This is a genomic window from Renibacterium salmoninarum ATCC 33209, assembly GCF_000018885.1.
In the GTDB taxonomy this organism is placed as follows: Bacteria; Actinomycetota; Actinomycetes; order Actinomycetales; family Micrococcaceae; genus Renibacterium; species Renibacterium salmoninarum.
In genome coordinates this window covers 1,458,258-1,481,821 of the sequence record NC_010168.1, presented here as the reverse complement: position 1 = coordinate 1,481,821, position 23,564 = coordinate 1,458,258, and the positions used below count along the sequence as shown (strand labels likewise).

Below are 23,564 nucleotides of genomic sequence, written 5' to 3'. Positions count from 1 at the left end.
GGAACTCCAGTATTAGGGTACGGATGTACCGGGTGGGTTCCTCCCCGCTCTGTATTGGACCTGAGAGTTTCCGCGGAGACGTCTCCGCTTGCACCGTCGGTGAGTGTTACCCGGATGGGGTGACACTACTTTCCAGAGTTGCCTTGCCGCAGCGGTACATGTGCCTGAGAGATTCCCGGGGAGGGTTTGCTCCTACGGCGCTTTCTGCCTGGTTGGTGGCGGAAGGACTCTCCCGCTGCGGATCATCGGCTGTTTAATTATCTGGTGACCATTCTCACACGGTAGGGTGACGCGGGACAAATCTACGAATCGATAAATTGTCCGCTCCACACCTGGGATGCACTTTCGACTTTGGGCGGGCGTTTTTGTGCTGGGAAATGGTTAGGCAGTGTTCGGCGTCGACAAAGGTTTTAAACTGAATGCGCAGCGTGCGGTCTCACCGGCCGCCGATCAGACTGCCGGTGAGCATGGCTTGCGAGCGGTGCTTGACGCAGACCTGGCGTCAAGCGCGCGCAGGATGTGCTCTGCGAGGTCTTCGAGGTAGCCAGGCTCGACGACTGCATGGCGGACACTCAGCCGCCAGTAGACCGGGGCGGCGATCAGATCGAGAGCGAGTTCGAGATTCACTTTGTCGGATAGCTCCCCGCGCTCGATCGCGCGACGCAGGGTGTCGGCACCGAGCGCTCGTCGGGGCTGGCCGATGGTTGTCGCGATTGCCTCTGCCAGCACCGGGTTGCGACCGGCTTCGGCGGTCAAATCGGGCAGGATCGTGGCGATTCGGGGATGAGTAAGCCATTCGTGGAGCGCTCGTAGGGTAGCGACGAGGTCCCCGTGGAATGATCCGGTGTCGGTGATCTCGGCGAGTGGGATGCTGAACTCCGACAGCGCGGCGATCACCATGTCTTGTTTGGATGGCCAACGTCGGTACAGGGCGCTCTTGCCGACTCCGGCGCGTTTGGCTACCGCCTCCATCGACAGCCGACCGTAGCCGTGCTTGGCCAGTTCGTCCAGCGCGGCCTTGGTAATAGCTGAGGTGATCTGTCGTTGGAGAACGGCGGCGCCGGTCGGGCGGCGGCGAGTGTGCTCGATCATGTCTTCAGTATACGTATGGACGATACGGTACCGTTCTGCCTATACTAATGGACGGGACGGGTCCGTATCGTCCGTTTAACATTCTGGGAGTTGCTTCATGTCCGAACCACGCCGTACCGTCCACGACCTCGTTACTGAGGCACTGCGTCTACTGCTCGCCAAGAACTATGGTCGGCTTCGCCGGGCTGTGGTCTCGCGATGGGATCATCGAGTTCCCGTTCGCCACGGCCAACTACCCACAACGGGTGGAGGGACGTGATGCTATCGAGAACTACCTGTGTGACTATCCCGACCTTGCGGACGTGCAGACGATCAACGACCAGACTGTACATAACACGACCGACCCCGACGTGGTAGTCGTCGAGTTCGAGGTAGCGGGCGTGGTGGTGCGCACTGGCCGGCCCTACCAAATGCGCTACATCGCGGTCGTCACCGCACGTGACAGCGAGATCACTCGCTACCGCGACTATTGGAGCCCGCAGGCCGCGGCGGAGGCATTCGGCGGGCTCGAAGAATTCAGCGCTGCCTTGATCAGCGGGGAGTCGAACGCATGAACGCGCACGCAACTGTGTTGGTCACCGGCGGGACCGGTACCACCGGCAGCAAGGTTGCTGCCATGTTGCGTGAGCGGGCAGCCGCAGTGCGAGTCGCCACCAGGACGCCCATCGACGGGAATCCTGAACAGGTGCGGTTCGACTGGGTTGATCCGGCCACACACGGACCGGCATTGGCTGGGGTGGACCGAATCTACCTGGTTGCCCCGATCGGTGTGGCCGACCCGATGCCGATGGTCGAACCGTTCCTGACCAAGGCACTGCACGTCGGGGTGCGACGGGTCGTGCTGCTCAGTTCATCCGCGATCGGCGACGGCGACCCCGGGCTGGGTGCCCTGCACCAACTGGTGCGTGTGCGAATGCCGGAATGGACCGTCCTGCGACCATCCTGGTTCATGCAGAACTTTCTCCGCGAACACCCCGTCGCCGACGGCATCCGACTCCGCAACGAGATCGTCACCGCGACCGGAACGGGTCGAGTCGCGTTCGTCGACGCTGCCTACATCGCTGCGGTGGCCACGCAGGTACTGTTGGACACCGTGCCGCACAACACCGACCACGTTATTACTGGCCCCGAGGCACTCAGCTACGCGGATGCCGCCGCTGTCATCACGGAGGCCACCACTCGGACCGTCCGGCACCGACCCGTCACCACTACGGAGATGGCCGATCGATTCATCACCGCCGGTATTCCCAAGGAGTTCGCCGCCGTGCTCGCCGGTCTCGACGAAGACATCCGGCGCGGCGCGGAGAACCGCGTTACCTCCACGGTCTTGGACATCACCGGACGCCCCGCCCGGTCGTTTGCCGAGTTTGTCTCCGCGCATCGCGACGCCTTCACTGCATAACGCTGCCCATCTCAGAGGAGATCAACGAGCCGGTAGCCTTGAGCCAGCAGCTCGATTTCTCTGACGTCGTTCACCAAGGAGCGCAGCATGGAAGTATGGCCCGGTTCGGCTTATCCGCTTGGTGCCAGTTTCGACGGAAATGGTACCAACTTTGCGATCTTCAGCGAAGTGGCAACCGCAGTACACCTCTGCTTGATTGACGACGGCGGCGTCGAGACTCGAATCCCACTCACCGAAGTCGACGGCTACGTTTGGCACTGCTATTTGCCGCAAATCCGGCCTGGGCAAAAGTACGGTTACCGAGTCGAAGGTCCTTACGACCCGGCAAATGGTCAGCGCTGTAATCCGAATAAGTTACTCCTTGACCCCTACGCCAAAGCTGTTTCGGGTCAGGTTGATTGGGATAACGCTTTGTTCTCCTACGACCATGCGGACCCTAATCAGCGCAACGATGAAGACTCGCTGCCGCACATGATGCTGGGTGTCGTCATCAATCCGTTCTTCGACTGGGACGGCGACCGTCCGCCACGCACGCCATATCATCGCTCTTTCATCTACGAGGCGCACGTCAAAGGCCTCACGCAGCTGCACCCCGAGGTGCCAGACGAGCAGAAAGGCAACTACGCCGGCGTCGGGTATCCCGCAGTGATTGCACATTTGAAAAAGCTCGGCGTCAGGGCGATCGAGCTCATGCCAGTGCATCAATTTGTGCAAGACAACACTTTGCTCGACAAAGGCTTGCGCAATTATTGGGGCTACAACACCATTGGCTTCTTTGCACCACACAACGAATACTCCTCCACAGGAGACCAAGGTCAGCAGATCCAGGAATTCAAAGCCATGGTGCGTGCGCTACATCGGGCCGGTATCGAGGTAATTCTTGACGTCGTTTACAACCACACCGCTGAAGGCAACCAGCTGGGCCCAACCCTGAGCTTCCGCGGTATCGACAATGCCGCGTACTACCGCTTGGTCGACGACGACGAGCAGTACTACATGGACTACACCGGGACCGGCAATTCACTCAACGTCCGTAACCCGCATTCGCTACAGCTGCTCATGGATTCGCTGCGTTACTGGGTGACGGAGATGCATGTGGATGGCTTCCGTTTTGACTTGGCCTCCACGCTGGCACGCGAGTTTTACGACGTCGATAAGCTTTCTACTTTCTTTGAATTGATCCAACAAGATCCGGTGGTTTCGCAGGTGAAACTGATCGCTGAGCCCTGGGACGTTGGCCCAGGCGGGTATCAAGTAGGCAATTTTCCGCCGCAGTGGACCGAATGGAACGGCAAATACCGAGACACCGTCCGAGATTTCTGGCGCGGCGAACCATCCACACTGGGTGAATTCGCCTCGCGGCTCACTGGTTCCTCAGATCTCTACGAACACTCCGGACGCAGGCCAGTCGCCTCGATCAATTTCATCACTGCCCATGATGGCTTCACGCTTGCGGACTTAGTTTCCTACAACTACAAACACAATGAGGCCAACGGTGAAGGAAACCGAGACGGTGAATCTCACAACCGCTCCTGGAACTGCGGCGTAGAAGGCGCCACCGACGACGCCGGTATTCGAGCCTTGCGCGCCCGGCAACAACGCAATTTCATCGCCACCGCGATGCTCTCGCAAGGCGTGCCCATCTTGGTGCACGGCGACGAACTGGGTCGGACGCAACAGGGCAATAACAATGCGTACTGCCAAGATTAGGAACTCACCTGGCTGCACTGGGATGTTGCCGATGCGCCGTTGATCGAATTTACCGCCGCTTTGAGCGCTTTGCGTCGCGATCATCCGACCTTCCGGCGCTCGCGGTTCTTCGATGGCAAGCCGCCCAAACGCGAAGACCTCAAAAGTGGTGCCCGATTGGCAGACATTGTTTGGCTAGACACCGACGGCACTCCGATGACTGAGGAGGACTGGGACAATGGCTTCGGGCGCACCATCGGCGTCTTCCTCAACGGTGAAGCAATATCTGGTGTGGACAGTCGGGGCCGACGGATTACCGATGCCAACTTCCTGCTGTACTTCAATGCGCACGACGCCGAAGTGAGTTTCACCGTGCCGCCGGTCAACTATGCGCCGGAATGGGATGTGTTGATCGATACCGCCGGTAGACGAACCGAAAGCTCGGCGAGCGCCGGATCCAATTTTGCCGTGCAATCGAAATCAATGGTGGTGCTGCGCAAGCACGATGCTCAGGCAGTCGAACCAGACCATTCCGTTGAGGCATCTTTGGCGGCACGAACGGAAGTCTAACTGCGTGGCATGATGGTGCCATGACCTACTTTCCGGCCGAATCCCGCTATGACCAAGTGCCTTACCGTCGATTGGGCTACAGTGGCCTGAAACTGCCAGCAGTCTCGCTAGGACTGTGGCATAACTTTGGTGATGACAAACCCTTCGAAACGCAACGAGCCGTGCTTCGGCGTGCCTTCGATTTGGGTGTGACGCATTTCGATCTGGCCAATAATTATGGTCCGCCCGCTGGCAGTGCCGAAACCAATTTTGGCCGTCACCTGCGCGATGATTTCCGCCCGTACCGCGATGAGCTGATCATCTCCTCGAAGGCCGGCTACCTCATGTGGGACGGCCCTTACGGTGAGTGGGGATCGCGCAAGAATTTGCTTTCCAGCCTGGACCAGTCGCTGAGCCGGATGGGCCTGGAGTACGTTGATATCTTCTACAGCCACCGCTTTGATCCGGAAACGCCCTTGGAAGAGACCATGGGTGCGCTGGACACGGCGGTCCGCTCAGGTAGAGCGCTCTACGTTGGCGTCTCTAACTATTCGGCATCGCAAACCGTCCGCGCGGCTAAGATTCTACGCGAGCTTGGCACGCCAATGGTGATCAACCAGCCGAATTACCACATCTTTGACCGCTGGATCGAAGCGCCGGATGAGAGCGGATCGTCGCTACTCAGAGTGCTCAAAGACGAAGGAATCGGCTCGATTGCTTACTCGCCGCTGGCTCAGGGCGTGCTGACCGACCGCTACCTGAACGGCGTTCCGGCTGACTCACGTGCCGCCGTCGGGCATTTCCTGAAGGAAAGCGCGCTGACGGAAGAAAAGATGACAGCGGTGCGTTCCCTGAATGAGATTGCTGGCGCGCGCGGCCAGTCGCTGGCCGAAATGGCTGTCGCCTGGGTACTGCGCGAGCAGCACGATGGTGGAATTACCTCGGCACTGGTTGGCGCGTCAAGCGTCGCTCAGCTTGAGGCGAATCTGGCTGGTGTGCGCAATTTGGAATTCAGTGCCGCTGAAATCGCCGCTATCGATACGGCCAGCGGAAGTGTCGGCAGTAAGGAAGCTAAATGAGTCATCCCATTAGGGTCGCAATTGTCGGAGTGGGCAATTGCGCCTCGTCGCTCGTCCAGGGCGTGGAGTTTTATCGGAATACCGATCCGGCTGAGACTGTTCCCGGTCTGATGCACGTGCAGTTCGGTGACTATCACGTGAGCGATGTGCAGTTTGTTGCTGCGTTCGACGTCGATGTGAAAAAGGTTGGGCTTGACCTTGCCGAAGCAATCGGCGCGAGCGAGAACAATACGATCAAACTCGCCGAGGTGCCGGAAACCGGTGTTCTGGTGCAGCGTGGTCCGACTTTGGACGGCTTGGGAAAGTACTACCGCGAGACCATTGAAGAGTCTTCTGCATCGCCGGTTGATGTAGCTGCTGCCTTGCGTGCGGCTAAGGTCGACGTTGTGGTTTGCTATCTTCCGGTGGGTTCCGAGGCTGCCGCGAAACATTACGCGCAGGCAGCAATCGATGCTGGTTGTGGATTCGTCAACGCGCTGCCGGTGTTTATTGCTGGCACCAAGGAATGGGCGGACAAATTTACCGCCGCGGGGTTGCCGATTGTCGGAGACGACATCAAAAGCCAGATCGGCGCGACGATTACGCACCGCGTGATGGCGAAATTGTTCGAGGACCGCGGCGTGGTGCTGGACCGCACGTACCAGCTCAATGTTGGCGGCAATATGGACTTCAAAAACATGCTGGAACGGGACCGGCTGGAGTCCAAGAAGATCTCCAAAACGCAGGCCGTTACGTCTAATACCTCCGCGGCATTGACGGAGCGGGACGTGCACATTGGGCCGTCCGATTACGTTGCCTGGCTTGATGATCGCAAATGGGCTTTTGTTCGTTTGGAAGGACGCAACTTTGGCAACGCGCCGGTGTCGCTAGAGTACAAACTCGAAGTGTGGGACTCGCCCAATTCGGCCGGCGTGATTATCGACGCCGTTCGGGCCGCGAAGATTGGCATGGACCGAGGCATTGGCGGACCACTGCTGGCGCCAAGTGCGTACTTTATGAAGTCGCCGCCAGAGCAAATGGCAGACGACAAGGCAAAGCAAGCCGTCGAGGATTTCATCGAAGGCTAACCCCTTGGAAACGCTGCACCACTTTTGGTCGTTATGAACCCTTCATAGCAACCAAAAGTGGTGCAGCGTTTTCGTTAACGAGAGTGATTGCGCGTCGAACCTTTCCGACGGCGCTGCGGAAGTCCGTTTTCAGGTCTTCTCGGTTGAAACGAAAGTAGGTCCAACCCGCAGCTAGGAATTTTTCATCGCGGCGATTATCGCGGCTCTGTTGTTGCGGCGTGAGGTGATGTCCGCCATCGTACTGAATTGCTATTTTCCACTGTCGGTAGCCGAGATCGGATTGCGGTGACCCTTCTATGTCGGGATCAAGCGAAACTTGAAGCTCGGGCTCGGTTAGCCCGGCATCAACCAACGCGAGCTGAATCGCCCCGGTGTGTCCGGAGACTTTCTTGTTTGAGAGGATCAGGACATGGCAGGGAAAACTACGACACGGTATCCGCAGGAGTTGAAGGATCGTACGGTGCGCATGGTGGCGGAGATGGAGGGTGCATCTTCGGCGTGGGCGGCGATGCAAAAAGTTGCCCAGCTTTTGGGTGTGGGTGTGCCGGAAACGGTGCGTAAATGGGTCCGGCAAGCCGAGATCGATGTTGGTACTAGAACTGGAACAACGAGCACGGAATCGGCCGAGCTGAAACGGTTACGGCGTGAGAACGCTGAGCTGAAACGGGCGAACGCGATCCTTCGGAGTGCTTCAGCTTTTTTCGCGGTCGAACTCGACCGCCACAACACTGATCGTGAAATACATCAAGGACCATGCCGGTCACCGCGAGAATAATGGATTGCGGTGGGGTGTCGAGTCGATCTGCCAGGTGCTTACTGGGACGGGGTGAAGACCACCCCGTCCACGTACTACGAATGGGTGGATAAAACACGATCTCACCGAGAACAACGTGATGAGGTGCTCAAGCCCGTGATCCAGAAGGTGTATGCCGCTAATTACGGGGTTTACGGCACCAGGAAAGTCTGGTTGGCGATGAACCGTGAAGGTGTGCCGGTGGCCAGGTGCACGGTAGAACGGCTCATGGGGTTACTTGGCATACAGGGTGCGGTCCGTGGCAAGGTCAAACGCACCACGATCAAAGACTCGAAGGCAGCCCGAGCGAAGGACTTGGTCCGCCGTGATTTCACACCAACGGCACCGGATCGGCTATGGGTAGATGATTTCACCTATGTTTCGACCTGGTCCGGGTGGGTCTATGTTGCCTTCGTGATCGATGCTTACTCTCGGAGGATCCTGGGCTGGTCAGCGAGTGCTTCTATGAACACCGTGCTAGTGCTCAACGCAGTTAATCAGGCAATCTGGAGTCGTGAACGGGCCGGGGCTGAGATTTCCGGGGTGATTCATCATCACGATGCCGGGGCTCAATACGCCTCCTTGGCCTTCACCGAACGCCTGGCCCAGGCCGGTATCCGCCCCTCGATCGGTTCTGTGGGTGATAGTTACGACAACGTCTTGGCGGAAACCATCAACGGGCTTTATAAGACCGAGCTGATCAAACCCGGCAAGCCCTGGCGGACTCTAGAAGAAGTCGAAATCGGCACTGCTGAATGGGCCGATTGGTACAACCACCGAAGGCTCTACCAGTACTGCGGAGACATCCCACCAGTAGAGCTAGAAAACCACTACTACAATCACTACCAGAGCACGGCAGCCGCCGACAGGCTCATCGTCTGAGAAACCCTCCGGACACACCGGAGCGATTCATACTGAGGTGCACGCCAGGAAACTCGGTCATATGACGGGGGAGCCAGAGTCTGTGTAATACCGTGGCGCTTTGGTGAGATATCCAGGCCTCGGGTGTCACGGTGCTGAAGATCATCCTGCCGAGCGGTTCAATATCTGAAGATCTCAGACGGCCTCTTGTGACTCCTTCAATTCGGGCGTCAGCCAGGGTGAACGTGGCGTCAGTGCAAGATGCCGGTAACTTCGCAGGGCGTCGCATGAACAAAAGCAAACATCATCAAGATTTCTAATTTTGCTAAAAACGGAGTTGTCCACAGGCTTCGGGTAGATTTTTGAAACGCTGCACCACTTTTGGTCGTTATGAGAGGCTCATAACGACCAAAAGTGGTGCAGCGTTTCAAACGGAAGAGAGTTAGCTGAGGCCTACTGAGTTGCCTTCGGCGTCGACGTCCATTTTCAAGGCTGCTGGTTGCTTAGGCAGCCCCGGCATGGTCATCACGGCACCGGTCAGCGCCACGATGAAACCCGCGCCGGTCTTGGGCACCAAATCACGAACATGCAGCACGAAACCGCTCGGTGCGCCCAATAACGAAGCATCATCAGAGAACGAGTACTGGGTCTTCGCCATACAAACCGGCAGCGAATCCCAGCCATTGGCCGAAATCTCAGCGATACGCTTGAGCGCTGACGAGGAGAATTCCACCCGCTCCGCCCCGTAGATCTTCTGCGCGATCAGCTCGATCTTTTCCTTGACCGGCAATTCCAGTTCATAAAGATGCCGGAAGTCCGATGGCGCGTCCAGCGCGGCTAGAACCTTTGCCGCCAGGTCGTCGCCACCGCCACCCCGACCCCAAACGTCGGCTATTGCGATCGATACTCCTTGCGATTCACACCAAGAAACCAGCCAATCGAGCTCTTCTTCGCTATCGGAGGTGAATCGGTTGATGGAGACCACCGGGTCCAAGCCAAACTGGCGCACATTGCTAATGTGCCGTGCCAGGTTAGTCACGCCTCGGCGCAGCGCCGCGACATCGGAAACGGAAAGCTCAGTCTTGGGCACACCACCGTGCATTTTTAGCGCGCGGATCGTCGCTACGATCACGACGGCGGACGGGGCGACGTCGGCAAACCGAGACTTGATATCCATGTACTTTTCCGCGCCCAAATCCGCGCCAAAACCGGCCTCGGTTACCACGACGTCGGCACGCCGGCGTGCCAGCGAGGTGGCGATCACTGAGTTGCAGCCATGCGCGATATTCGCAAAAGGACCGCCGTGTACCAGTGCCGCGGTACCGGCCAGGGTCTGAACCAAGTTCGGCTTTATCGCTTCTTTGAGCAAAAGCGTCAAGACGCCCTCAACACCCAAGCCGGCGACCGTAAGCGGCTGACGATCATAGTTGTAGCCAAAGGTAATCTTGCCAATTCGAGACTTCAGATCGTTCAGATCGGTAGCTAGACAGAACACCGCCATGATTTCCGAGGCAACGGTGATGTCAAAACCATCTTGTCGCGGCACACCTTGCGTCGGACCACCCAAGCCGATGACTACTTCACGCAGCGCGCGGTCGTTCATGTCTAAGACGCGTTTGAAGGTAATTCGTCGCGGATCAATATTGAGCACATTGCCTTGGTAAATGTGGTTGTCAATCAGGGCGCAGAGCGCGTTATTAGCCGAATTAATCGCGTGTAAATCGCCAGTGAAGTGCAAATTGATCTCATCCATCGGCAGCACCTGAGAGTAGCCGCCACCGGTAGCTCCGCCCTTCATGCCCAGCGTTGGCCCAAGCGATGGTTCGCGCAGCGCAATCATTGACCGGCGTCCAGTTCCTTCTTGTTCAAAGGCTCTATTGAGCGAATCAGCCAAACCAACCGTAGTGGTGCTCTTGCCTTCGCCAGCCGGTGTTGGCGAAACCGCTGTCACCAAAACAACGCGGCCAGCTCGGCCGGAATCTGGCACCTTGCGCACATCAACTTTGGCCTTATATCGACCATATTGCTCTAGTGCTTCCTCGGGAATGCCCGCAGCATCTGCGATGTCAAAGATGGGGTGCAAAACCGCTTGTTGGGCAATGTGCAGGTCGGTCATCGGCTCAGTAGTTGACGTCATTGTCTTCAGATCCTTCGCGGGTCCACGAGATTATCGTTGAACTAGTTGCTGAAAAACTTGCCGGACCAGGGTGCGGCCCGTTTGCCAACTTACCGCAGTTCGGTGCTTTTGCGCTGTCTTTTCTGCAGGATCGCCTCGGCGTAAAGCGCTGAAATCTCTTTTGCGGTTCGAGTCCAGGAGTGTTCCTGGGCGTGACGGACGCCAGCGGCTCCCATCGCATCGCGCCCAGGCTGGCCGACGTCGGCAATCCGTTCCAGCGCCGCAGCCCAGTCGGCTGGCTTGAGGCTAGGGACCAGGAACCCGGTGACGCCGTCGAGCACGGCTTTGCTTAGCCCGCCAACATCGGTGGCCAGCACCGGCGTTCCGCAAGCTTGCGCTTCTAGCGCTACCAAACCGAATGATTCAGATGACGACGGCATCGCGACTGCATCCGCGGCAAGGAACCACTGGGCAAGTTCTTCCGGAGGCATCGGCGCACGAAACTCGACGGCGTCGTCAAGGCCAAGCTCAGTGGCCATGGTCGAGAGGTCGTAGTCTTGAGCACCGCTCCGGGACCCGATAACGGTGAGATTGATTTTCAAGGCAGGCCGTCGCGTACGCAGTTCTGCTAGCGCGGCAAGCAGTACGTGCGGCCCCTTGAGTTGCTGCAAGCGTCCAGCGAAGACTAGACGTAATGCACTATCTCGGCCCGGTCGCGGGTCCGGACGGAATACTTCTAGATCGACGCCGGGCGGCACCACGGCAATTCGATCTGCGCAGCCACCGTAATGCTGCGCCAATTCAGCAGCTTCTGCGTCAGTATTGGCGATGAGTCGCTCGGCGTGCCGGACAATCAACTCTTCGCCCGTAGCTCTTCGACTTGGTTCGGTCGGTTGGTCGTCGGTTCGATGCTTGTTTTTTACTTTAGCCATGGTGTGCATGGAATGAACCAAGGGCACGTGCCAGGATTTAGCCAGTTCTAGGCCAGCCATCCCGGAAATCCAATAATGCGAGTGAATAACGTCGGCTTGACGGCCTTCGGTAGCGAGCAGCTGGCCAATCACCTCGCGGAGCCGGAAGGGCAGATGTTCCTTGTTGACCGCGGCGCCAACTGAAAGGTGCCGCACCTGCACGCCAGGCACCAGCTCGACGTCGGTTCCTTCGCCAACGGTGACAATGTCAACGGTGGCTCCGGCGTCGGCCAGATGGATCGCAAGCTGCCGGACGTATACGTTCATGCCACCGGCGTCTCCGGAGCCAGGTTGAGCCAGTGGCGAGGTATGCAGAGAGAGCATCAGAACGTGCATCGATACTCCTCTCGCCGCGGCTTAGTCTTCTGTCCCGGATCAAGAACTATCACGAAGGGGCTGGATGCCGCCTCTTTAGCGCCTGCGAAGACCGAGAGTAGGGCTGGTCTCAGGTCGGATCAAACACCTTGGTATAGAGCGCCGCGCCGGTGATATCGCGGAGGTTCACTGTCCTAACGTCATGTTCATTCAGCCGGTCTTCACCAAAGAAATGTGCGTTGCCGGTACGCGGCGGCAAACGACGAGAAACCGGGCGTGAAGAGTCCATACTGCAGAGTATCCGGCTAACGTTTGAATCTGGGATTAACCAACCATGAACTGAAGCTGGCCGCTGGATGGGAATTGGGAAGAAAACTTCGGCTCGGATTGCTTCAGATGACAGCGGAACTCGTTCGGCACGCGTTGCGAGCGGATCAGGACTATTTTGGGACTAGCTTTGATGAGTCCAGGTAGTGGAAAGGGGATGCATGGCACGGCGTGAAGCGGGAATTGGTTGTGCGTTATTGGCGCCAAGCCTTTTCGGTATCGCTGCCTTTTTGCTGCTACCTATTTTGGTGGTGGTGTGGTTATCCATGCAGCGTTGGGATTTGTTGAGTCCGGCGTCTTTTGTGGGCTTGGATAATTTTCGCGATGTTTTTACTGATCCGAGTTTTGGTAAATCGCTGCTGATTACTGGACTATTTGTCCTCTTGGTCATCCCGGTGCAAACAGTATTTGGCCTGTTTGCGGCGAACTTGTTGAACCGCGGCCTACCAGGATCTGGCTTTTTTCGAGTGCTCTACGTGATCCCGTGGATTTGTGCCCCGCTCGCGCTTGGCGTGGTGTGGAAATGGATTTTTTGCGCCCACGGGCGGGGCATTGAATGCGCTCTTGGGTAGCAACATTCCATGGCTCAGCGACCCAGTGCTCGCATTACCTTCGGTGGCAGCCGTGAGCATCTGGTCCCAAGTGGGCTACGTGACGCTGTTTTTCATGGCCGGCCTCGCCGCGATTCCGCAAGAAATGCTCGACGCCGCACGCGTCGACGGAGCCAATGCCTGGCAAATCTTTTGGCAGGTCAAGTTGCCGCTGCTGCGACCGACGATGTTTTTCGTGTTAGTGACCGGGATCATTTCGAGTTTTCAAGCTTTCGACAGCATCTATGCCTTGACGCCCAACGGCGGGCCGCAAGGCAGCACCGATGTGATCGCCACCAGAATCTATGCCAAGGCTTTCCAATACTTTGATTTGGGCCATGCCGCGGTAATGGCGCTGGTGCTTTTTGTGGTGTTGGTTGTGGTGACGCTAGTTCAGCAGCTGTATTTCCGGAAGAGGATCACTTATGACCTCAGCTAATCTGCCCAGACCTGAAACTCAGTTCCTGAAGAACTTTGGGGTCTACCTGTTGCTCGCCGTAGGTTTGGTCATCACGGTGGCACCTTTTGTCCTCTCGGTGCTCACCGCCTTTAAGACGCCGGAGCAGTTTGCCAACCAGTCTGCGCTGAGCCTGCCGAGCCCTTTCACCGGGGCCAACTTTGGCTCGTTGTTTTCTGGTGATCGGAACTTCGTTGCGCCGGTTGTGGTGACAACGCAAGTTGTTGTCGTAGTCATCGGGCAGCTATTTTTTTCGGTGCTGGCCGCGTACGCTTTCGCCCGGATCGAATTCCGGTTTCTTGACGGCCTATTCTGGGTCTACTTGGCCACTCTGATGGTGCCCCAAGTGGTGACCATCATCCCGCTGTATACGATGTTTTCTCAGCTTGGCATTCGGAATACCTTCTAGGCACTGGTGCTGCCGTTCCTCTTCGGCTCGCCATATGCGATCTTCTTCTTATTGCGTGAGTATTTCCGGTCAATCCCGGAAGACTTAATCAGTGCCGAGCGGCTTGACGGTGCTGGCACGCTGCGCATTTTGTGGTCCATTGTGATTCCGTTGAGCCGGCCAATTCTGGCCACCTTGACCATCATTACCGTTGTGTCGCATTGGAATAACTTTCTCGGGCCGCTCATTATTACCAGCGGAAAAACTTGGCAGACGGTCACAGTAGCTACTGCTGGATTGCAGAGTCAGTACAACGGCAACTGGACGCTTGTGATGGCCGCGACCACCGTCGCTATCGCGCCACTTTTGATCTTGTTCGCTATCTTCCAGAAGAACATTGTTTCTTCGATCGCTATCACCGGATTCAAATAAGGAGCACCAATGAAACACTGGAACAGAGCTAAACTCTGGCAAAAGGCTTCGGCCGGGGTCGCCGTCGTCGCTGCCTCGACCCTGACTGCGACGGCGTGCTCGCCTGCTGCAGACAACGGTGGCACTGCGTCGGGGGATAAGGTGACGGTGAGCGTGCGGTTGTGGGACGAGCAGGTGCAAAAAGCTTATGAGTCCTCATTCAAGGAATTCGAGTCGCAGAACCCAGGCATCCAGGTCAAGACGGTGCTGGAGCCCTACACGACCTACTTCAATAAGCTTCGCACTGACGTTTCGGCGGGTAATGCCGACGACGTGTTCTGGATTTCGTCGTCGTACTTTTCGCCCTATGCAGACAACGGTTCATTGTTGCCGATTGGTTCAGAGTTCGACTCGGCCAAATCTGGTTGGGTTCCGGCCGCAGTCAGCCAATACACTCGCAATGACAAGCTCTGGGGCGTGCCGCAGCTAACTGATGGCGGCATTGGCGTGTATTACAACAAGGACCTGGTGGCGAAAGCCGGGGTGTCTTTGGATAATCTGAGCTGGAATCCAACTGATCCTGCACAGGACACCTTCCTGAAAGCCGCGCAGAAACTGACCCTGGATTCTGCTGGACGCACGGCCGACGATCCTGCCTTCGATGCAAATAACATCGTGCAGTACGGCTACAACGCGAGCCAGGATCTGCAAGCGATCTACTACAACTTCATTGGGCAGAACGGTGGCGCATTCCAAGACGGCGAGAAGTTCGTTTTCGCTTCACCGCAAAGCGCGCAAGCTTTCCAATACATCGTCGATTTGATCAACAAATATCACGTCTCACCAGGCGCGGCGAACAGCAACGACAATGGTGATTTCATGCGTGATCAGTTCATCCAAGGCAAAATTTCGATGTTCCAATCCGGCACCTACAACCTGGCGAATGTTACCCAGGGTGCTAAGTACCCGTGGGCCATTGCGCCAATGCCAACTGGACCGGCGGGCGCCGTCTCGGTGGTCAACAACATCATCGCGGCTGGCAATGCAAAGACCGCGCACAAGGACGCCACGACCAAGGTGCTGCAATGGCTCGGCTCAACCGAGGGAGCCAAATTCATCGGTGCTGAAGGTGCGGCAGATCCCGCAGTTACCGGCGCCCAAGATGCTTACAGCAGCTATTGGAAAGCGAAAGACGTTGATGTTTCAGTGTTCGCCAAGGCCGCTGAGGGGAAGACTATCCAAGCTCCGGTTGGCACTAACTACGGTGCTGCGGTCAACGCTTGGAAGCCTATTTTTAGCGAGATCTTCTTGGGTCGGACGCCAGTAGTTTCGGGATTGCAACAAGCTCAAGATGCCGCGAATAAGGCGATAGCTGGCTAACCGTTGAGGCGCTGCCACAGTCCAGGTAACGCCGGAAAGGCTTGTTCGTAGCCTTCGAGTAGGCGGTGCGCTAGTACTTCATCGCCAATGAGCGGATGCAGTGCGAAAGCGAGCAGCGCCTGCTCTCGGTTGCGCTCAAGTACCGCGCGAACGACGGCGTTTTCCACGGCTTTGAGCTGAGCCATCAGCCCTAGTTGGTGCGCCGTTGGGCTGGAGAGCAAGGGCAATGGCGTCGCACCGGATGAATCTACTCGGCTGGGCACTTCGATCACGGCATCGCTTGCTAACGCGGGCAGGGTGCGGCCGTTGCGAACATTGAGGATCAATTCAACAGATTGCCCAGTTAGCAGAGTATTCATTGCAGCTAGGGCTACTTCATCGTAGCCGCCGCCGGCTAGATCGGCTTCGTCGCGCGCTGAATCCCTGGACTCGGCCAGATAACCAGCTTCGCGTTCCAGCCGTGCCGCGTCCCAGCGTTCAAAGGCCTTGGCCCCGGTGAATTGTGGGTAACTCATTTGTTGTGCCAGCGCTATCGAGGCGCCCCTGGTCTGGGCCGCTGCCATGATTGCTTGCAGCGCTGATTGACGCCGGTAGTAGTAGAACAAGTACTCGTTGGGCAGCGATACCAGCGCGGCCAGAAAATCGGCGCCAAAAAGTCGGCCTTCTTCAAATTCGGCCAGCCGCGCTGGCGAGCTGAGTAGTCCGGGTAGCTGATCGACGCCGTCATGCACCAATCCGTTTAACCAGCCCAGATGGTTCAAACCCAGATAGTCGACGCCGTTCATGCCGGAAAGCGGTATGCCTGCGGTTTTCGCTGCGCGCCGGACCAAGCCGAGCGGCGAGTCACAGATGCCGATGACCTTTGCGCCCAGTAGCGGTACGAGCGCCTGTGTCACCATCCCGGCCGGGTTAGTGAAATTGATCAGCCAGGCAGCAGGGCAGTGATTTCGCCTCTCTTGGGCTAGCTGGACCATGAATGGAATCGAGCGAAACGCGTAGCTTATGCCGCCCGCGCCAGTGGTTTCCTGCCCCAAGACGCCTAGATCTAGGGCTACACGCTCGTCCAAAACGCGTCCCTCAGGTCCACCAACTCTGGTCGCCGAGAAAACGATATCCGCGCCTTCTAAGGCCTGAGGTAATGAAGTGGAAGCCATGACCACTGGCCCGCTAAAGGGAGCCGCGGCCAACACTGCTTGGATCGCGGCCAGCCGTGAGGCGTCGACGTCGTAGAGCGCCACCGAGTCGATCAACCCGGCGTATTTGCCCGCGCTCAGCGCCCGGTAAACCAAAGGAACCCGGAAACCGCCACCACCAATAATCACCAGCCGCATAACGTCATTCTTCCCCACCGACCCCGTCGAGTGTCGACTTATGGTCGGTTCACGGTGGTTTTTCTCGCCACAAGTCGACACTCGACGGGGGAGATGGGGGAAGATGCAGCGTAGGTGGGGGTAGGCTCGATTTATGGGACCGGGGAAAACGCGCCTCAGCAACGATTTGATCCTTTGGCTGCCCAGCGTGGCCCGGATCAACCCCCGTTCGACCTTATTCTGAGCGGATCTGTCTTTTTCGACATCATCTTCACCGGCCTGCCCGATCTACCGCAAAAAGGCACCGAGATCTTCAGCGACGGCATGGGATCTTGCCCCGGCGGCGTGGCCAACCAGGCGATCGCCGCCAGTCGCTTGGGCCTGAATACCACGCTCGCTGCGGCTTTTGGCGACGACGGCTATGGCGACTTCAACTGGACGGTATTGCAGGATCAAGAGCACGTTGACCTGAGCTACTCCGAACGTTTCACCGGTTGGCATTCTCCGGTCACAGTGTCACTTTCGGTGGATAAGGACCGTTCGATGGTCACGCACGGTCACCCCCCCCGCCCAAGTCGGCCACTGAACTATTCGGCGGAGTACCGCCGTCGGCGCGGGCCGCTGTCGGCGCGGGCCGCTGTCGCTTCACTCGAACCGGAGTTGGCACAGTGGATTCTCCAAGCGAAGGAACACGGGACCAAGCTATTTGGCGACGTCGGCTGGGACCCCAGCGGAGAATGGCCCAGCAGTACCTTGGAGAATTTGGCGTACTTTTACGCGTTTATGCCCAATGCGCCAGAGGCGATGGCCTTCACTCGCACCGAGGATCCTTGGGCCGCTTTGTACGCGCTCGCGGATAAAGTTCCGGTTGCGGTGGTGACCGTGGGCGAGCAGGGCGCGATGGCAATTGACTCCGAAACCGGTGAAGAGGAGTGGGTACCGGCTTTGCCAGTGCAGGCTTGGGACCCAACCGGTGCGGGCGACTGTTTCGGCGCGGCCTTTGTGATGGGCACCATCGCGGGTTGGAAGCTTGCTGATCGACTCAGCTTTGCTAACTTATGCGCGTCGCTCTCGGTTCAACAGGTAGGCGGATCACTCGCCGCGCCCGGCTGGGGAGATATTTCGGACTGGTGGCATCGGATGAACTCTAGCCGCGAAGGTATGCGCAAACAGTGGCTCCGACGGTATGCATTCCTTGAGGATCTAGTGCTTGATGTGCCGCTAGAAGCCGTCCGTCGAGCGAGCGCTACGATCGCACACCATTCTGACGCTTAGCTTTTGAAGCTGGGACCCGGCTTTAGACTGGGGTAGTGAACCGTGCAGATTTTCCCGTAGAACGCCAGGCCGTTATCGATCTTGAGGCGATCCGGCAAAACGTGCGACGAATCGCGGATATTTCCTCACCGGCAAAGGTTATGGCGGTAGTCAAAGCCGATGGTTATGGCCATGGTGCCGTCCCGGTAGCCAAAGCTGCGCTCGAGGCTGGCGCGAGCTGGATTGGCACCGCGCATGTGAATGAAGCCTTGGCTTTGCGCGAGGCCGGAATAGACGCACCGCTGCTTGCCTGGTTGCACACGCCCGCCACGGATTTTGCCGCCGCAGTTGAGGCCGGAATTGACCTTGGCGTTTCAGGCTGGGAACTCGAGTACATTGTGGCGGCGGCCCGGGAGCAGCAGCGTCCGGCGCGGGTACACCTAAAAATCGATACCGGTCTGGGTCGTAATGGCAGCACCAGCTCGCTGTGGGAGTCGCTCATCGGGGAGGCGTTGGAGCACCAGGACGAAGGCCTGTTGCGGGTGGTTGGCCTGTTCTCACATTTGGCCGTGGCAGATGAGCCAAACCGGGCCGAAACTGATGATCAGCTAGCGCGTTTCCGTGAAGCGGTAGCGATCGCTGAGGATTCTGGCGTCGACGTCGAGGTGCGGCACTTAGCCAACACCCCAGCGATCTTTTCGCGTCCGGACACCCACTTTGATTTGGTCCGGGCCGGCGTCGGAATTTATGGGTTGTCCCCTTTCGCGGGCCAGACTTCCGAGGAACTCGGGCTAACCCCGGCGATGACTTTGAAGACCTTGGTGGCGCACTGCAAGGATGTGCCAGCTGACCAGGGCGTGTCATATGGCCTGAATTACCGAACAGCTGCTCCGAGCACATTGGGGCTGATCCCGATGGGCTATGGCGACGGCGTGCCGCGGGTAGCCACGGGTGGTCCGGTGCGGATAGGTGATCAGGTTTATTCGGTAGTAGGGCGGATTGCGATGGACCAGATGGTGGTGGATCTGGGCCCCAACAGCAAAATGGCCGACGGCTGCTCGCTGCTTGGTCACGAAGCGGTGCTTTTTGGCGCGGCCGCGGTGGGCGACCCTTCAGTTGATTTGTGGGCCGCAGCCGCTGGCACGATCAACTACGAAGTAGTAATTCGAATCGCGCCGCGCGTCCCCAGGATATATTTGCATGCTTCAGAACCGGACATTGGCGAGGGCACCGTATGAGGTTCGACGTCGCCGACGTCGCCGGAACGCAGGAGTTCGCAACCCGGCTAGCGGGCTTATTACGCGCGGGGGATTTGGTGATTCTCTCCGGTGAACTTGGTGCCGGGAAAACTACTTTCACGCAGGCTCTGGGCAAAGCGCTTGGTGTGCGTCCGGGTATTATTTCGCCGACCTTCGTGCTGGTGCGCATTCACCCGTCCTTGGTCAACGGGCCTGATTTAGTGCACGTGGACGCTTACCGACTCGCTTCTGCGGCTGAGATAGACGACATCGATTTAGAAAACACTATGGACTCCGCGGTTACCGTGGTGGAGTGGGGTGATGATCGCGTAGAGCATGTGAGCGAGTCGTATTTGCGTATTCGGCTTGAGCGTGGCGCGGCCGGCAACCTTGACCCTGATCAAGATGACGAACCGCGCGGCATCGAGCTGACCGCCGTCGGCCCGCGCTGGAAAGACTTATGTCCCGCCGTCGGGCGCTTGACGGGGACATAAATACTTATGTCCCCACAGGCAGCTCAGATATGGGACATAAGTTTGATCAACTAGGCTAGGACAGTGCTTCTGCTTGCCCTTGACACCTCCGCGATCGCCTCCGCAGCGTGGATTCTCGACGGCGAACTGCTAGATAGCTTCGCGACCGAAGATACCCGTAGCCATGCCGAGGTGCTTGCACTCGGCATTGAATCGCTACTTGCCGGGCAGAAACGACCGGATGCGATCGCCGTCGGCGTAGGGCCTGGGCCATTTACCGGTCTTCGTTCCGGCATTGCCACCGCCCGGATGCTCGCGGACGTCTGGAATATCCCACTCCACGGTGTGATGAGCCTAAATGCCATAGCTTGGGATGCCTTAGCCGCCCAAGGCGAGGCGCCGACGTCGGAATTCCTGGTAGCCACCGATGCGCGCCGCAAAGAAGTCTATTGGGCGCAATATGCAGCCGACGGCACGCTGTTAGCTGGACCAAATGTTGGCTCTGCTCAAGAGCTGCCGGATTTGCCGGTATGTGGCTTTGGCGCGGGGATCTATGCCGACGTTCTGGGCAATAACGTGGTTACGGGATTTTCGACGGCGCAACCCAAGGCAGCCTCGTTGGGCCTCTTTGCCGCTAGTCGGCTGAGCTCGGGCCAGACGTTGTTAGACAGCACACCTTTGTACCTCCGTGAATCAGATGCGCAGGTACCCGGACCCCGAAAGCGGGCCTTGTGAGTACGCACTTCCGGCGGATGACGGCGGCGGACGTTGAGGCGATTTCTGAGCTGGAGGGCATTTTATTTCCCATTGATGCTTGGCCGCGGCAGATGTTTGTGGACGAACTCGCGCAACCCAGCCGCTATTACGTGATTGCTGACGAAGAGTTCGACGGCGAGATCAGCACCGTGGGCTACGCCGGTTTGATGTGCCTGGTCCCGGTTGCTGACGTACAAACTATTGCGGTTTTGCCGGAGTTTGAAGGTCGAGGAATTGGCACGGCGTTGCTGACCGAGCTGTTGGCTGAAGCGCTACGCAGGGAAGCCCGTGAGGTGCTCCTGGAAGTCAGGGCGGATAACCCGCGCGCACAACGTCTTTACCGCAGATTCGGTTTTGAGCAGATTCACCTTCGACCGCGATATTACCGTGATGGTGTTGACGCTTTGATCATGCGAGCAGAGCTGGCCGCCTTGTGAAACCGCTTATCCTTGGCATTGAATCCTCCTGTGATGAGACCGGAGTTGGCATAGTCCGTGGTACCGAACTGCTGGCGAATACCGTTTCTTCGTCAATGGCAGAGCATGTGCGGTTTGGCGGCGTGATTCCGGAAATTGCCTCTCGCGCGCATTTGGACGCCATGGTGCCCACGCTCAACGAAGCATTGCGCACCGCTGGGGTGACGCTGGATGAGATCGATGCGATTGCGGTAACGGCTGGTCCGGGTTTGGCCGGCGCACTAATGGTTGGTGTTTGTGCAGCTAAAGCGCTGTCGCTAGCTACCGGTAAGCCGCTATACGCGATTAATCACTTAGTGGCGCACGTTGGCGTCGGCCTGCTCGATGCGGAATTGCGGCTGGAATCTGGTGAGTTGCCGGAAAACCTTGGCGCACTATTGGTTTCTGGTGGGCACACTGAAATCTTGCGGGTGCGCAGCCTGACCGACGACGTCGAACTGCTTGGCGCTACGATCGATGACGCTGCGGGCGAAGCCTTCGACAAGATCGCCCGAATTCTTGGCCTAGATTATCCTGGCGGGCCCGCGATCGATCGGCTCGCCCGAGAAGGCGACCCCCGCGCGGTGGCTTTTCCTCGGGGACTAACAGCACCAAAATACATGGGCACCCCAGAGGCGCCCGGGCCGCACCGCTACGACTTCTCCTTCTCTGGCCTCAAAACCGCCGTCGCACGGCGGGTGGAACAGGACGAAGCGGCAGGAGTCCAGACGCCACGGGCAAATATTGCCGCGTCCTTTCAAGAGGCGGTGCTTGACGGCATCACCTCGAAGGCGGTTTTGGCTTGCCGCGAGCAAGGACTTGAAACCCTGTTTTTGGGCGGTGGCGTGGCAGCAAATTCCCGGCTGCGGGCATTGCTTGCTGAGCGGACCAGTGATGCGGGCATCAAGCTTTTGGTGCCGGGGATCTCGCTGTGCACCGACAACGGTGCGATGGTCGCAGCTTTGGGTGCGCAGCTCGTGCAACGTGGCGTGCAGCCGTCAGGATTGAGTTTCGCGCCAGATTCATCACTGCCAGTGACGCAGATCAGCCTCTAAACTTCTTCGATCCACGTCAACCCTGCCGTCGAGTGTCGAGTTGTGGTTGCTTTTGGCCACGCAAAGTAGCCACAAGTCGACACTCGACGAGTGGGTTTCGACGGCAGGGTTTCGACGGCGGGTGGGTTTTTAGCGGATGGGCGGGTGTCCGTCGCGCATTAGCGTCACCAAGTCGTCGACGACGGCGTGCAAGTCCCCGTTGTGTGCTTTGGCCACGGCGCGCTGGCGTTGGTAACCGGCGCCCCGGCGGATAATTTTCTCCACGTCGGCAAGCTCATCGGCGCAACCTAGACGGGCCGCAACGGGCTCCAAACGGTTCAACCTTTCAATCAGGTCTTCGGTCACGATCTTTTCATTGGACTCAGCATCCAAAATGATGATGGCCTCATAAACCGTAACGAGCTGCACGCCATTTGTTCTCTTGGACATGCCATGGCGGCATCGTGGGAATCTGGCCGCCGTCGTCCAAAATGTCGGAAAAAGACTGCACTAAACACTGTGTCAGTGCGGCGATTGCACCAACTTCTTCTAGCGTGGATAGGCCATCACAGATTCGCATTTCGATCGTGCCCAGTGCCGGGACCGGACGAATATCCCAACGGATTTCATTGAGCTGGTCAATGACTCCGGTAGTGAGCATGTCCTGGACGTAATGTTCGTAACCCGACCAGTCATCGAATTGGAACGGCAGCCCGGCGGTGGGAAGTTGTTGAAACATCAGCGCGCGCTGAGAGGCATAGCCGGTGTCTTGACCGTTCCAGTACGGAGAGGAAGCTGAAAGAGCCTGGAAGTGTGGGAAATATTTCACTAAGCCGTCCAGCGCCGGCATCGCTTTGTGCACAGAATCAAGCCCAACATGGACGTGAACTCCGAAGATGACCATTTGCGAACCCCACCACTGGGTTCGATCGATGAGCTTTGCGTATCGGTCTTTATCCGTCACTGCTTGTGCCTGTGAATGGCTAAAAGGGTGGGTTCCGGAGCACATTAGGTCAACGTGAAAGCGTCGTCCCGCCTCGCGGACTGTCTGCAAGGAGCGGTCCAAATCTGCTTTGGCTTCGGCGACCGTGTGGCAGACACCAGTCACCAGCTCGACGGTGTTGAGTAGCATCTCACGCTTGATATGCGGGTGCTCTTCGTCCTCTTGGAGTTCTGGATGCTCGGCATTGATGACACCAAGAATGGCATCGGCTTTTGGGGTCAATTCACCCGTGGTCGTATCGACTAAAGCCAGCTCCCATTCCACTCCGAGCGTTGACTGCTCCGATGTGCCGAAGTGGATATCCATATTTCGCCCCCTCCAAGGTGCAATGTTGCCTTAGTGAATTGTCGCTTATCCGGGCCGTGGCGGACGAATTGTGAGACGTAACTGACCACTGGGGCCAGATCAGAGGGAATCTGATCTGACTCACGGAGTGGTTTGACTTTCTGGATTTGCTGTTCAGAAGAACCGTGTATAGTGACCGACGAAAGCATTTAGTTAGGTAAGCATAACTAAACTAAATAGATGAATTACTTAGCTGGTTAAGATCCGTG

General features: G+C 57.8%; 21 protein-coding genes, 3 pseudogenes and 2 riboswitches. Of the genes and pseudogenes, 17 read left to right on the top strand and 7 right to left on the bottom strand.

Annotation, left to right across the window (positions count from 1 at the left end):
- Positions 1-39 precede the first annotated feature (39 nt).
- Positions 40-141, bottom strand: a riboswitch (glycine riboswitch).
- Position 142: 1 nt separating this feature from the next.
- Positions 143-245, bottom strand: a riboswitch (glycine riboswitch).
- Positions 246-450: 205 nt separating this feature from the next.
- The gene (locus RSAL33209_RS07500) at positions 451-1,092 is read right to left on the bottom strand and encodes a TetR/AcrR family transcriptional regulator (RefSeq protein WP_012245128.1); all 642 of its coding nucleotides are present in this window, start codon (positions 1,090-1,092) and stop codon (positions 451-453) included.
- 167 nt (positions 1,093-1,259) lie between these two features.
- On the opposite strand from RSAL33209_RS07500, the gene RSAL33209_RS07495 reads away from it, so the two are divergent.
- The 5 genes and pseudogenes from RSAL33209_RS07495 to RSAL33209_RS07475 all read left to right on the top strand — a co-directional run bounded on the left by RSAL33209_RS07495 (position 1,260) and on the right by RSAL33209_RS07475 (position 6,878).
- Positions 1,260-1,646: a nuclear transport factor 2 family protein gene (locus RSAL33209_RS07495; protein ID WP_012245127.1), complete on the top strand. Its 387-nt coding sequence runs from the start codon at positions 1,260-1,262 to the stop codon at positions 1,644-1,646.
- On the top strand, positions 1,643-2,494 hold the full coding sequence (locus tag RSAL33209_RS07490) for an NAD(P)H-binding protein (protein WP_012245126.1): 852 nt from the start codon (positions 1,643-1,645) through the stop codon (positions 2,492-2,494). Before RSAL33209_RS07495 ends, RSAL33209_RS07490 begins: the two co-directional genes overlap by 4 nt.
- Positions 2,495-2,581: 87 nt before the next feature.
- Positions 2,582-4,753: pseudogene (gene glgX / locus RSAL33209_RS07485) on the top strand (glycogen debranching protein GlgX).
- Between the two features lie 20 nt (positions 4,754-4,773).
- Positions 4,774-5,811 (top strand): aldo/keto reductase, encoded by a 1,038-nt coding sequence (locus RSAL33209_RS07480; protein WP_012245123.1) that lies wholly within the window; start codon positions 4,774-4,776, stop codon positions 5,809-5,811.
- Positions 5,808-6,878 carry an inositol-3-phosphate synthase gene (locus tag RSAL33209_RS07475; RefSeq protein ID WP_012245122.1) on the top strand — a complete coding sequence of 357 codons (1,071 nt, stop codon included), beginning with the start codon at positions 5,808-5,810 and terminating at the stop codon, positions 6,876-6,878. Before RSAL33209_RS07480 ends, RSAL33209_RS07475 begins: the two co-directional genes overlap by 4 nt.
- Before the next feature lie 31 nt (positions 6,879-6,909).
- On the opposite strand, the gene RSAL33209_RS18690 is transcribed toward RSAL33209_RS07475, so the two are convergent.
- A complete protein-coding gene (locus RSAL33209_RS18690) occupies positions 6,910-7,230 on the bottom strand; it encodes an endonuclease domain-containing protein (protein ID WP_012245121.1) in 321 nt (106 codons plus the stop codon).
- Between the two features lie 57 nt (positions 7,231-7,287).
- On the opposite strand from RSAL33209_RS18690, the pseudogene RSAL33209_RS07465 reads away from it, so the two are divergent.
- Positions 7,288-8,553 (top strand): annotated as a pseudogene (locus RSAL33209_RS07465) (IS3 family transposase).
- A gap of 421 nt (positions 8,554-8,974) precedes the next feature.
- Here RSAL33209_RS07465 and RSAL33209_RS07460 read toward each other — a convergent pair.
- From RSAL33209_RS07460 to RSAL33209_RS17520, 3 genes are all read right to left on the bottom strand, one after another.
- A complete protein-coding gene (locus tag RSAL33209_RS07460) occupies positions 8,975-10,669 on the bottom strand; it encodes a formate--tetrahydrofolate ligase (protein WP_012245119.1) in 1,695 nt (564 codons plus the stop codon).
- An 89-nt stretch (positions 10,670-10,758) separates the two neighbouring features.
- Entirely contained in the window at positions 10,759-11,955 is a 1,197-nt protein-coding gene (locus RSAL33209_RS07455) for a glycosyltransferase (RefSeq protein ID WP_012245118.1), read from the bottom strand.
- A gap of 109 nt (positions 11,956-12,064) precedes the next feature.
- Positions 12,065-12,223: a hypothetical protein gene (locus RSAL33209_RS17520; protein ID WP_012245117.1), complete on the bottom strand. Its 159-nt coding sequence runs from the start codon at positions 12,221-12,223 to the stop codon at positions 12,065-12,067.
- Positions 12,224-12,422: 199 nt separating this feature from the next.
- Here RSAL33209_RS17520 and RSAL33209_RS18685 point away from each other — a divergent pair, with 199 nt between their 5' ends.
- The 5 genes from RSAL33209_RS18685 to RSAL33209_RS07440 are packed head-to-tail and all read left to right on the top strand — an operon-like array spanning position 12,423 to position 15,487.
- A complete protein-coding gene (locus RSAL33209_RS18685) occupies positions 12,423-12,833 on the top strand; it encodes a carbohydrate ABC transporter permease (RefSeq protein WP_233494291.1) in 411 nt (136 codons plus the stop codon).
- Complete coding sequence (locus RSAL33209_RS18680) at positions 12,826-13,290, top strand: carbohydrate ABC transporter permease (protein WP_012245115.1); 465 nt, start codon at positions 12,826-12,828, stop codon at positions 13,288-13,290. The genes RSAL33209_RS18685 and RSAL33209_RS18680 overlap by 8 nt, the downstream gene beginning before the upstream one ends.
- The gene (locus tag RSAL33209_RS18675) at positions 13,277-13,717 is read left to right on the top strand and encodes an ABC transporter permease family protein (protein ID WP_012245114.1); all 441 of its coding nucleotides are present in this window, start codon (positions 13,277-13,279) and stop codon (positions 13,715-13,717) included. The genes RSAL33209_RS18680 and RSAL33209_RS18675 overlap by 14 nt, the downstream gene beginning before the upstream one ends.
- A 6-nt stretch (positions 13,718-13,723) precedes the next feature.
- A complete protein-coding gene (locus tag RSAL33209_RS18670) occupies positions 13,724-14,128 on the top strand; it encodes a carbohydrate ABC transporter permease (protein ID WP_012245113.1) in 405 nt (134 codons plus the stop codon).
- A gap of 9 nt (positions 14,129-14,137) precedes the next feature.
- Positions 14,138-15,487 (top strand): ABC transporter substrate-binding protein, encoded by a 1,350-nt coding sequence (locus RSAL33209_RS07440; RefSeq protein ID WP_012245112.1) that lies wholly within the window; start codon positions 14,138-14,140, stop codon positions 15,485-15,487.
- Here RSAL33209_RS07440 and RSAL33209_RS07435 read toward each other — a convergent pair.
- Complete coding sequence (locus RSAL33209_RS07435) at positions 15,484-16,818, bottom strand: family 4 glycosyl hydrolase (RefSeq protein ID WP_012245111.1); 1,335 nt, start codon at positions 16,816-16,818, stop codon at positions 15,484-15,486. The genes RSAL33209_RS07440 and RSAL33209_RS07435 overlap by 4 nt on opposite strands.
- Before the next feature lie 114 nt (positions 16,819-16,932).
- On the opposite strand from RSAL33209_RS07435, the gene RSAL33209_RS07430 reads away from it, so the two are divergent.
- From RSAL33209_RS07430 to tsaD, 6 genes are all read left to right on the top strand, one after another.
- Positions 16,933-18,072: a PfkB family carbohydrate kinase gene (locus tag RSAL33209_RS07430; RefSeq protein WP_012245110.1), complete on the top strand. Its 1,140-nt coding sequence runs from the start codon at positions 16,933-16,935 to the stop codon at positions 18,070-18,072.
- Between the two features lie 35 nt (positions 18,073-18,107).
- Positions 18,108-19,289, top strand: coding sequence for an alanine racemase (gene alr / locus RSAL33209_RS07425; protein WP_012245109.1), 1,182 nt, complete (start codon positions 18,108-18,110; stop codon positions 19,287-19,289).
- The gene (gene tsaE, locus RSAL33209_RS07420) at positions 19,286-19,783 is read left to right on the top strand and encodes a tRNA (adenosine(37)-N6)-threonylcarbamoyltransferase complex ATPase subunit type 1 TsaE (protein WP_012245108.1); all 498 of its coding nucleotides are present in this window, start codon (positions 19,286-19,288) and stop codon (positions 19,781-19,783) included. Before alr ends, tsaE begins: the two co-directional genes overlap by 4 nt.
- A 63-nt stretch (positions 19,784-19,846) precedes the next feature.
- A complete protein-coding gene (tsaB, locus tag RSAL33209_RS07415) occupies positions 19,847-20,497 on the top strand; it encodes a tRNA (adenosine(37)-N6)-threonylcarbamoyltransferase complex dimerization subunit type 1 TsaB (protein WP_012245107.1) in 651 nt (216 codons plus the stop codon).
- Between the two features lie 17 nt (positions 20,498-20,514).
- Positions 20,515-20,955: a ribosomal protein S18-alanine N-acetyltransferase gene (gene rimI, locus RSAL33209_RS07410; protein WP_049758913.1), complete on the top strand. Its 441-nt coding sequence runs from the start codon at positions 20,515-20,517 to the stop codon at positions 20,953-20,955.
- Positions 20,952-22,028, top strand: coding sequence for a tRNA (adenosine(37)-N6)-threonylcarbamoyltransferase complex transferase subunit TsaD (gene tsaD, locus RSAL33209_RS07405; RefSeq protein WP_012245105.1), 1,077 nt, complete (start codon positions 20,952-20,954; stop codon positions 22,026-22,028). Before rimI ends, tsaD begins: the two co-directional genes overlap by 4 nt.
- A gap of 129 nt (positions 22,029-22,157) precedes the next feature.
- On the opposite strand, the pseudogene RSAL33209_RS07400 reads toward tsaD, so the two are convergent.
- Positions 22,158-23,316 (bottom strand): annotated as a pseudogene (locus tag RSAL33209_RS07400) (glutamate--cysteine ligase).
- Positions 23,317-23,564 lie beyond the last annotated feature (248 nt).

Coding starts and splice junctions, on each gene's coding strand:
- RSAL33209_RS07500 (WP_012245128.1), bottom strand. CDS start 1,092: ATGATCGAGCACACTCGCCGCCGCCCGACCGGCGCCGCCGTTCTCCAA.
- RSAL33209_RS07495 (WP_012245127.1), top strand. CDS start 1,260: ATGGTCGGCTTCGCCGGGCTGTGGTCTCGCGATGGGATCATCGAGTTC.
- RSAL33209_RS07490 (WP_012245126.1), top strand. CDS start 1,643: ATGAACGCGCACGCAACTGTGTTGGTCACCGGCGGGACCGGTACCACC.
- RSAL33209_RS07480 (WP_012245123.1), top strand. CDS start 4,774: ATGACCTACTTTCCGGCCGAATCCCGCTATGACCAAGTGCCTTACCGT.
- RSAL33209_RS07475 (WP_012245122.1), top strand. CDS start 5,808: ATGAGTCATCCCATTAGGGTCGCAATTGTCGGAGTGGGCAATTGCGCC.
- RSAL33209_RS07460 (WP_012245119.1), bottom strand. CDS start 10,669: ATGACGTCAACTACTGAGCCGATGACCGACCTGCACATTGCCCAACAA.
- RSAL33209_RS07455 (WP_012245118.1), bottom strand. CDS start 11,955: ATGCACGTTCTGATGCTCTCTCTGCATACCTCGCCACTGGCTCAACCT.
- RSAL33209_RS17520 (WP_012245117.1), bottom strand. CDS start 12,223: ATGGACTCTTCACGCCCGGTTTCTCGTCGTTTGCCGCCGCGTACCGGC.
- RSAL33209_RS18685 (WP_233494291.1), top strand. CDS start 12,423: ATGGCACGGCGTGAAGCGGGAATTGGTTGTGCGTTATTGGCGCCAAGC.
- RSAL33209_RS18675 (WP_012245114.1), top strand. CDS start 13,277: ATGACCTCAGCTAATCTGCCCAGACCTGAAACTCAGTTCCTGAAGAAC.
- RSAL33209_RS07440 (WP_012245112.1), top strand. CDS start 14,138: ATGAAACACTGGAACAGAGCTAAACTCTGGCAAAAGGCTTCGGCCGGG.
- RSAL33209_RS07435 (WP_012245111.1), bottom strand. CDS start 16,818: ATGCGGCTGGTGATTATTGGTGGTGGCGGTTTCCGGGTTCCTTTGGTT.
- tsaE (WP_012245108.1), top strand. CDS start 19,286: ATGAGGTTCGACGTCGCCGACGTCGCCGGAACGCAGGAGTTCGCAACC.
- rimI (WP_049758913.1), top strand. CDS start 20,515: ATGACGGCGGCGGACGTTGAGGCGATTTCTGAGCTGGAGGGCATTTTA.